The sequence below is a fragment of the Vicinamibacterales bacterium genome (assembly GCA_036496585.1).
GTDB lineage: Bacteria > Acidobacteriota > Vicinamibacteria > Vicinamibacterales > 2-12-FULL-66-21 > JAICSD01.
Map to the genome: position 1 here is coordinate 36481 of DASXLB010000064.1, position 10506 is coordinate 46986.

A 10506-nucleotide genomic window follows, 5' to 3' on the forward strand; every position below is an offset into this window, starting at 1 on the left:
TCATACAATGCTCGCGCTATGACGCCTTACCTGTCGTCGAGAACGATCCTGGTCGCCGCCGCTCTTGCCGCGCTCGCGCCAGCGGCACCCCAGGACGCGGCGCTGAAGGATCTGATGCCGAAGGGCATGGTGATCGGCGTCGCCATCAACGAGCGGCAGTTCGACGGGACGGACGCCGCCGCGCTCGACATCATCACGAAGCAGTTCAATCAGATCAGTCCGGAGAACGTGCTGAAGTTCCAGCCGACGCAGCCAGCCGCTGACCGCTACACGTTCGACGCGGCGGATCGCTACGTGCAGTTCGGCCTCGACCGCCACATGCAGGTGGTCGGGCACAATCTCGTCTGGCATTCACAGACGGGCGCCTGGGTCTTCCAGGGCGCGGATGGCAAGCCCGCCGATCGCGACACGTTGCTCGCGCGCATGCGCGATCACATCCGCACGGTCGTCGGACGCTACAAAGGCAAGATTCACGGCTGGGATGTCGTCAACGAGGCGATCGACGAGGATGGGACCCTGCGCAAGTCGCCGTGGCAGATCGGCATTGGCGACGACTACGTGGCCAAGGCATTCGAGTTCGCGCACGAGGCGGATCCGGACGCCGAGTTGTATTACAACGATTTCAACCTCGAGAAGCCAGCCAAGCGCGTCGGCGTGATCAAGCTGGTGCGGGATCTCCAGGCCCGCAAGCTGCGCATCGACGGCATCGGCAACCAGGCGCACTGGCGCCTCGACACGCCGACCATCGACGAGATTGACACGGCGCTCGTGGAACTGCACGCGACCGGCCTGAAGGTGATGTACAGCGAGCTCGACATCAACCTGCTGCCGAACACGCCGCGCGGCGCCGACCCGGCCGAGGCCAACCCTTACGCCAACGGCTTGCCCGACGCGGTACAACAGCAGCTCGCGAAACGCTACGCCGATGTGTTCGGGGTGTTTCTGAAACACCGCGACGCCGTGACGCGCGTCACCTTCTGGGGGCTGAGTGACGCCGATTCCTGGCTGAACCGCGGCCGCATGAACTATCCGCTGTTGTGGGATCGCCAGCGTCAGCCCAAGCCGGCGTTCGCTGCCGTCGTCGACGCACTCAGAAACGTCAAGTGAGAACGGGTCGACACCTCGCCGGCGCGTGTCTCGTCGGTGCCTTCGCTGCGGGTGCCGTCGTCGCCGCCGTGCAATCGCCTTCGTCACCGCGGCTGTCCGGCGACGCGCCGCCGCCCGCGTCGACGTTCAGCCTGTGGTATCGCGCACCCGCCTCCGATCATCCGCTGCTGCCGCTGGATGCCCCGCGGCAGGCTCGTCAGGCCGGCACCGCCGAGTGGGTCCGGGCCCTTCCGGTGGGAAATGGTCGTCTTGGCGCGATGGTGTTCGGCGGCGTCGTGCACGAGCGGCTGCAACTGAACGAAGACACCCTCTGGGCGGGGCGGCCGTACGACCCCGTGAATCCGGAGGCACAAGACACGCTTCCTGAAGTGAGGCGGTTGCTCGCCGATCGCAAGTATCCAGAGGCGGCGAAGCTCGTCGGCGAGAAGGTGATGTCGAAGCCGCTCGCGCAGATGCCGTACGAGACGCTCGGCGACCTCGCGCTGACATTTCCACAGGTCGACTCGGCGGAAAACTACGGGCGCGATCTCGACCTCGCGACGGCAACCGCCCACGTGTCCTATACCAGTGGCGGCGTGACATTCTCGCGGGAAGTGTTCGCCAGCGCGCCCGACCAGGTCATCGTCGTGCGGCTGACGGCCAGCCGTCCGAGGCAGATTTCCTTCGAGGCGCGCCTGCAGACTCCACAGCGCGCTGCGGTGGAGGTGACCGCTGACGGCGATCTCGTCATGCGCGGCGTCAACGGCGATGGTTCCGCCGCCACCGCCGACGGTCGCCCCATGACCGGCGCCCTGCGTTTTGAAGCGCGGGTCCGTGTCCTCCCGACCGGGGGAACCCGCCGCGCCACCGGTGATGCGCTGATGGTGCGGGACGCCGACGCGGTCACTCTGCTGATCGCGGCGGCAACCAGTTACCGAACCTATGAAGACGTGACCGCCGATCCCGCGACGCGTGTGGCGGCTGCGCTCGATCCAGCCTCGCACAAGAGCATCGACACGCTGCGCGCCGCGCACGTTCAGGATTACCAGCAACTATTCAATCGCGTCACACTCAATCTTGGCGCCTCGAAGCGGCAGCCAACCGACGAGCGCGTCGCCACGTTCGGTGACGGGAACGATCCCGGTCTTGCCGCGCTTTATTTCCAGTACGGCCGCTATTTGCTGATTGCCAGTTCCCGGCCTGGTTCGCAGCCCGCCAACCTGCAGGGCCTCTGGAACGAGAGCATGTCGCCCCCGTGGGGCAGCAAGTACACCATCAACATCAACACCGAGATGAACTACTGGCCGGCGCTCTCGACGAACCTGGCCGAGACGCTTGATCCGCTGACGGCGATGGTGTCGGATCTGTCGGTGACCGGCGCGCGCACCGCGCACGAGATGTACGGCGCCGGCGGGTGGGTGGCGCACCACAACACGGACCTATGGCGCGCCACCGGACCAATCGACGGGCCGCAGTACGGAATGTGGCCAACCGGCGGCGCGTGGCTGACGCTGCCGCTCTGGGAGCGCTACGCCTACACGGGCGACCCCGCGTATTTGCGGCGTATCTATCCGCTGATCAAGGGTGCGGCGCAGTTCTTCGTCGACACGCTCGTCGAGGAGCCGGTGCACCACTGGCTCGTGACCTCGCCTTCGCTGTCGCCCGAGAATCCACACCCGTTCGGCACATCGCTGACGATGGGCCCGACGATGGACGGGGAGATCCTGCGCGAGCTGTTCGGGAACGCGATCGAAGCCGCCCGCGCCCTCGGGACCGATGGCGATTTGCAGGAGAGGTGGAGCACGACTCGCGGGAGGCTGGCGCCGCTGCAGGTCGGGAGCGCCGGCCAGCTGCAGGAATGGCTCGACGACTGGGACATGCAAGCACCCGAGATCCACCACCGGCACGTCTCGCACCTGTTCGGCCTGTTTCCCGGCCATGACATCGACTTGAGGCGCACGCCCGAGCTCGCCGCCGCCGTCAAACGATCGCTCGAGATTCGCGGCGATCAGGCGACCGGCTGGGCGACCGCATGGCGCATCAACCTCTGGGCCAGGCTCGCCGACGGCGATCACGCCTACGACATTCTCAAGTTCCTGCTCGGACCCGAGCGCACCTACCCCAACATGTTCGACGCGCACCCGCCCTTTCAGATCGACGGCAACTTCGGTGGCACGTCGGCGATCGCCGAAATGCTGCTGCAGAGCGACAAGGGGGAGATCCGCCTGTTGCCGGCACTCCCCGCGGCGTGGCCGGACGGTCAGGTCATCGGGTTGAGAGCGCCAGGCGGCTTCGAGATCGGCCTGGCCTGGAAGCACGGGGCGCTCGAACGCGCGACGGTCCGTTCGCTGCTTGGACAACCCCTGCGCGTACGTCGCGGCACGACGCTCCGCACGTTCGAGACGACGGCCGGTGCCACGCTGGCGATGGTCGGCGATGACTTGCGCACGCCGGCGCAGGCAGGAGGCCGCCCGGAATGAAGGTGGCCATCACCGCCGCGCTGCTTGCGCTGCTCCCGGCGTCTCCGCAGTCTCCACGACCAACCGTGGGAGTCGCCATCCTCCAGATCGACACCGATCGCCGGATCGGCGCGATCGATCCGAAGATCTATGGCCAGTTCCTCGAGCACATCAACCACTCCGTCGAGGATGGTCTTTTCGCCGAGCAGATCCAGGGTGCCGGGTTCGAAGGGCGCGATTTCGAGACGTACTGGACGGCCTTTGGCGGCCCGGACGCCGTGCGCGTCGTCAACGCGCCGTTCGAGCACGGGACGAAGAGCGTGCGACTCACCGGCGGGCCGCGGCCCTCGGGAGTCCGGCAACAGCGAGTGTTCCTGGAGTCCGGTCGGCGGTATGACGGGTCCGTCTGGATCAGGATTGAGTCCGGCGCGCCGCGCCTGTCATTGCGCATGCTCGCGGCAGACGCCAGCGTGCTGGCGGATCTTCCCCTGCCGGCGCGCGGATCGGTGTGGCAGGAGGTCCCGTTTTCCTTCGCGAGCTCGCGCACCGACCGCGACGCGACCGTCGAGATTGCTACGTCCGGGCGCGGCGTGGCGCTCGTCGATTTCGTGTCGCTGATGCGCGCCGACGTGCGCAAGAGCGGCATGCTGCGCCCCGACTTGCTCGAGGCGCTCCGTGGGCTGGCGCCCGCATTCATCCGCTGGCCCGGCGGGTCGTTCGCCTCGACCTACAAGTGGCAGGACGGCATCGGGCCACTGGCTTCGCGCGTCTATCACCCGAACGAAATATGGGGCGGTTACTCGGACTACTACGGCTTTGGCACCGACGAGTACCTGGAGCTGACCCGCCAGCTCGGGACCGACCCGTTGATCGTGCTGCCGGCGCCCGACGAAAGCCCGGCGTCGGTCGAGTACGCGATGAACTGGGTGCACTACGTCAACGACCCGCCGACGACCACATGGGGACAGACGCGCGCGCGCAATGGACATCCCGATCCGTACCACGTCCGCTACTTCCAGATCGACAACGAGCCGATGAACAGCGGCTTGTCGCCCGAGCGCTACGCGGCCATCGTCAATCTCTACGGCGGCCGGTTGCGGCAGGTCGCACCCGACGCGGTGATCATCGCCTGCGGTCAGAAGCGCTCGAACGACATGGCGTGGAGTGAAAAAGTCATCGATCTTGCCGGTGGCAATTTCGACGTCCTCGGCGTCCACAACTACGAGTACGAAAGTGACCTTTTCGAATCCGGCGTACGGCGCATACGGGACTACCTCGTCAAGCTGCGGGACTACGTGCGCGCGTCAGCGCATCCCGGGGTCAAGCTCGCGGTCCTCGAATGGAATCTGAGCCGGACGTACGACTGGCGCGCCGGCCTGCACGCCGCCGGCAGCCTCATCATGTACGAGTCCCTGACGCCGGAACTGGCGATGACGACTCCGGCGCTGTTGATGCGGAACACGACGGATGATCCGACCTGGACGGCGTTCATCTATCACGACCACGTGTCATGGTTTCCGGGCGCCGGATACGTGGTCGAAAAGCTGTTCCGTGAGCATTTCGCCGAGACGTTCCTCGCGTCAACGTCAGGCACGTTCCGAGACATCCCCGAGCGTGCGACCTTCTTCGCCGATATCTCGCAGATGAAGCCAGAGGCGTGGCAACCAGGAACAGTGGATGCCATCGCCACCTTGTCGGCCGACGGCCGGCGCATCGTCGTCAAGGCGGTGAACTACAGCGGCAGCGCCAACACGCTGCTCGTGCATTTGCAAGGCTCGCGGGTCCCGGTAAACGCGACGGTCAAGGTCTACACAATCACCGCCGGCCTGCGCGACGCAGCATCGCTGGAGCAGCCCGACCGGATACGGCCCGTCGAGCGCAGCATCGAGTATCGTCCCGACCTGGCGCTCGATCTCGAGCCGTATACGGTCGCGGTCGTGGAGATTGCGGGCAGGTAACCGCAGCAAAGGACACAGGACATGACGGACGCCAGAACTTCACATCGAGGCGTCGCCGCGCTGGCGATGGCCGTCGCGGCCACGGGCGGCTTCCTTACGGTTGCCGCCCAGGTCAAGACGAACGTGCCAGATCCCGTGCCGGGCGCGCGCCCGGCTATTGTCGAGCGCATCAAAATCCATGGAAAGGCGCTCGAAGGGAATCTCGAAGGAGATGCCGTCGATCGCGACGCGATCGTCTTCCTGCCCCCGAGCTACAACCAGGACCGCACGCGGCGGTACCCGGTGGTCTATGCGCTGCACGGCTACTCGATCGGAGCGGAGCAGTGGAGCCAGGAAATCCATGTGCCGCAGACGATCGAAGGGGCGTTCGCGAAAGGGGCGCACGAGGTAATCGTCGTGCTGCCCGACTCGAAAACGGTGCACAACGGCTCGATGTATTCGAGTTCGGTGACGACCGGCGATTTCGAGAACTACGTCGCGCGCGACGTGGTTGCGTACATGGATGCACACTATCGAACCATGGCGACGCGCGAGAGCCGCGGCCTCGTCGGGCACTCGATGGGCGGCTACGGCGCCACACGGATCGGCATGAAACACGCGGACGTATTCGGCAGCCTCTACATCATGAGCCCGTGCTGCCTGTCGGCGCGCGCCAGCGGCGGGGGCCGCGGCGCTCCGGCGCCGAACGCCGCCGCCAACGACGAGGCGCTGGCCGCAGTCAAGACCCCAGCCGATTCGGCGAAGCTGCCGTTCGGGCTCCGGGCGCAACTGGCTTCGGCCGCCGCCTGGTCGCCGAACCCGAAGAACCCGCCGCTGTACCTCGATTTGCCGATTGGCGAGCAGGCGCCTGCGGTCCTGGCGAAATGGGCCGCCAACGCGCCGTTGGCGTTCGTCGACCAGTACGTCCTCGAGTTGAAGCGCTATCGCGCCATCGCGATGGACGTCGGCGACCAGGACGGATTGCGCGTCGACGCCGGCAGACTGCACGATGTGTTCGATCAGTACGGGATCGCGAACAGCTTCGAGATCTATCCAGGGACGCACACCAGCGACGTCGCGGCCCGCTTCCAGGAGCATGTGATGCCGTTCTTCAGCCGGACGCTGTCGTTCGAGGCGGTCAAGCGGTGACGCGATTCGGTCTCGCGACCGCCGCGATGCTGCTCGCGATCGCACCCGCGCTCGCGCTGGACGGTCAGCCCGCCATGCATGATCCGTCGACGGTCATCGAGGCGGGCGGCAAGTTCTACGTCTACGCGACGGGCAACGGACTGCCCGCATTCCAGTCGGATGACGGCTGGACGTGGCATCGAGCCGGCTCGGTGATGCCGTCCGTTCCTGGCGGCAAGCCTGGGCCAGACGTCATCGCGCGCGGCGGCAACAACTCGTGGGCGCCAGACATCATTCGCGCCGGTGACAAGTACTTTCTCTATTACGCCGCGCCCGGAACCCAGCCCAAGGCGGCTGTGGGGCTGCTCGTGGGGCGCACGCTCGATCCCGCATCGCCGGACTACAAATGGGAGGACGGCGGTCCCGTCGTCTGGTCGGACGGCATCGAGGACAGCAACGCGATCGATCCCGGTGTGATGCGGGATCCGACGAACGGCACGATGTGGCTCACCTACGGCTCGTACTTCGGCTACATCCGGCTCGTCGAGCTGGATCCGAAAACCGGCAAGCGCCTGCGTCCCGAAGCCAAGCCGGTGAACATCGCCATCAACTCCGAAGCGTCGGTGATGATCTTCCGCGAGGGCTGGTACTACCTGCTCGTAACGCACGGATCATGCTGCGCCGGCGGCAACTCCAGCTACAACATCCGCATGGGCCGGGCCAGAAAAGTGACCGGCCCGTTCCTCGACAACATGGGCATCGACATGCTGCAGGGCGGCGGCAAGCTGTTCGCGGGATCGAGCGGCCGTCACATCGGTGTCGGGCATTTCGGGCTGCTGGATCTCGGCGATGGTGTGCAGAAGTTCTCCTGCCATTACGAATCGGATCTCGATCGCGGTGGTATCAGCGTGCTCGACATTCGCCCGTTGCTGTGGCGCGACGGGTGGCCGGTTGCCGGCGACAACGTCACGAGCGGCACCTATGAGATCGAGTCGGCGCGCACGGGAACGGCGCTGGAGATGGCGGTCCAGGGTGTGCCCGTCGGCGGCGCTCGTGGGCGTGGCGGAGCCGGCCGCGGCGGGCCACCGGCCGGACGCGGCGCGCCACCGCCCGGATCCGCGGATGCGCCGCCGCCAGCACCTCCTCCCCCCGTTCCGAACCAGGACGCGGCGCAGGTTGGCACCGCTTGGCCAGCCGGCCCCGTCAACGCCCGAATGGGGCCGTACATGCTGCAGGCGCAGCAGAAATGGTCCATCACGGCGGTCGACAATGCCGGTGGTTATCCGGGGTCGCCCTATTTCAAGATCACCATCGCAGGTACTGAGCGTGCGCTCTCAGCCACCGCGGATGCGGAGCTCACCGTCGTCCCCGCGTTTGGTGGCGGACCCGATCAACTCTGGCGCATCGATCAGCTGACCGACGGTACCTATCGGCTGATGCCGAAAGCTGTGCCGAACGCGAAAGAGCCGCTGGCGCTCGCGGCGGTGGGCAGCAGCATGCCAACGCTCGAAAAATTCAACGCGGGGAGCGATCGCCAGCGATGGCTGCTCAAGACACCATGATCAACTGTTCGCGCGCGTGGGTGCCTGCGCTCGGCGCACTGGCGATTGCCCTTGGAGCGGTGCATGTCGCAGGGCAGCAGCCGCCGGACGCCAAGCGAGCTCCGGCGCCGACGTTGACCACGCCGTCGACGACAGTCAAGCCGGTCGATGCCGCCGGGTTTCTGCAGCGGTGGGTCCTGCTCGAGCCCATCAAGGTGTCGGGACAACTCACCGACAGCGCAGTGCGCGCGGCCGTCGACAAACAGTACTTCCCGGACCAGCTCAGCGTCGTTCCACACGGCGGGGAAACCGTCACGGTGGCTGAGGAACGACTCGCGTGGCATGCGGTAGACACGACGAACTACAACGTGAACCTCTACCACTTCGCCTATGCGCTCAACAAACCGACCTCGAACGTCCTGTTCTGGGCGGTGACACGGATCGACGTTCCGCACGAGATGCGCGACGTTCGCCTGGCGATAGGCTCCAACGCCGCGTCGATCTGGTGGCTCAATGGCGAAGAGGTCATCGGCATCTACGGCGATCGCCAGACGGTCATCGACGATGGCGTTTCGAAGAAGGTGACGCTGACCCAAGGTCTGAATACCATACGCGCCGCGGTGATCAACGCCGGCGGCGCGACGGATTTTTGCGCGCGGTTCATCGACGCGGACGACAAGCCGCTGACGGGAATTCGCGTCCGCCTGGGCCGCGAGTAGAGGCAGGCATCCTTTCGAACGCGAGGGTTCCCTGGCGGCGGTCGGCGGAGTCGGAGCTTCATCCGATACAGACGTTCTTGCGCCAACCCGCGCATCCCAGTAGTGACAGTCGGCGGCTCGCTCAGGTGGCCCGTCTGACGGTGTCGCTCAGCGGGTGATTCCCAAAACAGCGCCGGTCGATCGCTACCGCGGCGTACACGAACAGCACGAACTCGATCGGTGCGCGATAACGTGTTGTCGGGAAATAGACGGCGTGCACCACGGCAAACGTGGCGACCACGGCCCACAGTATGGCGTCGCCGCGGAACTCGCGGCGCCGGATCCAGACGCCGACCAGTGCGAACGCGGCCACCGGCACGTACGAGAGGGTATAGGCGACGCGATCGACGGCCGGGCGGGGCCGGCTGTTCGCGACCGTGAACTGGCCTTTCGCGTCCAGGTGAAAGACGGCCGCCGCCCTGGGATCGCGCGACGGCGTCAGCATCGGCGAGAAGAAGTACCAGATGTTGCGCAGCTTCAGCGCGAGCGTTCCCAGTGGATTGGCCGCCACGTGGGCGAACGCCAGGCGGGTGTACGCCGCGTCTTCTGCGCGTTCACGCGCGGGTGACGCCGGGCCGGCGATGCCACCGCGACGATCCAGCACCGACGCGGCATAGTCTTCCAGGATGTCGGGCCCGTACTCCGGCACGATCCCCGCCGTCTGATCGCAGTTGGAGATGAACAGATTCAGGCCGCTGCGAGTCGGCAGCAGCGCGCCGTTCAGGGCATGGTTGCGGACCATATAGGGTGCGACGACGAGGACGGCGGTCGCGGCAAACGCCGCGGCGGCGCGCCAGCCGCGATCGCGCCACAGAAGGGCAGTGCCCAGGAAGACGAGCGGCAGCGCCATCGCCCGCGTCAGCATCACGAAGCCGAGCCAGGCGCCGGCTCCCGCGCTGCGTCGAGCCGTATCGGCCGTCAGGAACGCGCCGGCGAACCCGACGAGCAGCGCCGCCGTAAGCGTCGTGTCGCTCAGATCGACGGCATAGCGAATCAGCAGCGGATAGGCGGCGTACAGCGACGCGGCGATGACGCCGGCGCGCCACCGGCCGGTGAGCGCCGCGGTCAGCCGATAGAGCAGGACGGCGCCGACGGCGGCGACTCCGCATTGAATCACCCGCACGAGCCCTGCATGGTTGCCGACCAACAAGCGCGCGCCAGCCAGGAACAGCGGGTAGAGCGGCTCGTAGGCCGTGGTCGTCACTCCGTCGAGGCTCAGCGATCCGTTCGTGAGCAGACTGCTGGCGAGCGCCCACTGGTAATTCTCCGGCGCGGGCCGCGCATACAGGAGATACAGGGCGCGGGGCACGAACGCCGCCGCAAACAGCGCCGCGTACATCGCGCCAGGGCGGGATCGATGCTGGAGAGAGACTGTCACCGATGCCCCGACGTGCGGGACTACGCCGCCCGGGAGATGCCGAGTCCGCTGCCCGTTCGACGCGAGAGCCTCGCGTGCAGGCGCACTCGCAGGGCCGTCCATTCGCTGGTGACGAGCCCGCGGACGCGCGCCAGCCGCGTGCGGCCGGCCGGTGCGCGAAACAGGCTGCGACGGCCGACCGCGATGACTCGGCCCAGCAGATCGCCCGCGTCGAACGGC

Annotated in this window: 8 protein-coding genes; 6 read left to right on the forward strand and 2 right to left on the reverse strand. The window is 66.7% G+C overall.

The genetic code is table 11. From position 1 onward, the window contains the following. Window positions 1–18: 18 nt before the first annotated feature. Genes VGI12_18475 through VGI12_18500 form a run of 6 tightly spaced genes read left to right on the forward strand, consistent with a single transcriptional unit; the run spans window position 19 to window position 8870 of the window. Window positions 19–1107 carry an endo-1,4-beta-xylanase gene (locus tag VGI12_18475; protein ID HEY2434663.1) on the forward strand — a complete coding sequence of 363 codons (1089 nt, stop codon included), beginning with the start codon at window positions 19–21 and terminating at the stop codon, window positions 1105–1107. Then, window positions 1104–3566, forward strand: a complete 2463-nt coding sequence (locus tag VGI12_18480; protein HEY2434664.1) for a glycoside hydrolase family 95 protein — start codon at window positions 1104–1106, stop codon at window positions 3564–3566. The genes VGI12_18475 and VGI12_18480 overlap by 4 nt, the downstream gene beginning before the upstream one ends. Then, window positions 3563–5503: a hypothetical protein gene (locus VGI12_18485; protein ID HEY2434665.1), complete on the forward strand. Its 1941-nt coding sequence runs from the start codon at window positions 3563–3565 to the stop codon at window positions 5501–5503. The genes VGI12_18480 and VGI12_18485 overlap by 4 nt, the downstream gene beginning before the upstream one ends. 21 nt (window positions 5504–5524) lie before the next feature. Continuing rightward, window positions 5525–6631, forward strand: a complete 1107-nt coding sequence (locus VGI12_18490) for an alpha/beta fold hydrolase (protein ID HEY2434666.1) — start codon at window positions 5525–5527, stop codon at window positions 6629–6631. Further along, on the forward strand, window positions 6628–8172 hold the full coding sequence (locus VGI12_18495) for a family 43 glycosylhydrolase (protein ID HEY2434667.1): 1545 nt from the start codon (window positions 6628–6630) through the stop codon (window positions 8170–8172). Before VGI12_18490 ends, VGI12_18495 begins: the two co-directional genes overlap by 4 nt. Then, window positions 8169–8870, forward strand: a complete 702-nt coding sequence (locus VGI12_18500) for a hypothetical protein (GenBank protein ID HEY2434668.1) — start codon at window positions 8169–8171, stop codon at window positions 8868–8870. The genes VGI12_18495 and VGI12_18500 overlap by 4 nt, the downstream gene beginning before the upstream one ends. 121 nt (window positions 8871–8991) lie before the next feature. Here VGI12_18500 and VGI12_18505 read toward each other — a convergent pair whose 3' ends face one another. Next, complete coding sequence (locus tag VGI12_18505) at window positions 8992–10287, reverse strand: glycosyltransferase family 39 protein (GenBank protein HEY2434669.1); 1296 nt, start codon at window positions 10285–10287, stop codon at window positions 8992–8994. Window positions 10288–10307: 20 nt separating this feature from the next. After that, a partial coding sequence (locus VGI12_18510) for a hypothetical protein (protein HEY2434670.1) occupies window positions 10308–10506 on the reverse strand: 199 nt, incomplete at its 5' end.